The sequence below is a fragment of the Escherichia sp. 94.0001 genome, from assembly GCF_013369155.2.
Lineage (GTDB): Bacteria > Pseudomonadota > Gammaproteobacteria > Enterobacterales > Enterobacteriaceae > Escherichia > Escherichia coli_F.
In genome coordinates, this window is the sequence record NZ_JABWMS020000328.1 from 1 (window position 1) to 244 (window position 244).

The window sequence follows — 244 nt, forward strand, 5'->3', positions numbered from 1 at the left end:
ACCACAATGCCGCTGCCGTGGTGCTGGCGCACAATCACCCGTCCGGTGAAGTCACACCCAGCAAGGCAGACCGCCTTATCACGGAACGTCTGGTACAGGCACTGGGCCTGGTGGATATCCGGGTGCCGGACCATCTGATAGTCGGTGGCAACCAGGTTTTCTCCTTTGCCGAACATGGTCTGCTTTAACCCGTCACAACCACATCACACCTGTTTTCACTTTTATCTTCTGTCTTCAGAGGTAT

1 protein-coding gene is annotated in these 244 nt (G+C 54.9%); it reads left to right on the top strand.

The window, feature by feature from the left end; all coding sequences use genetic code 11:
• Positions 1–188, top strand: a 188-nt coding sequence (locus HEN33_RS25970) for a JAB domain-containing protein (RefSeq protein ID WP_001350689.1), incomplete at its 5' end; no start/stop codon positions are given.
• Positions 189–244: the final 56 nt, after the last annotated feature.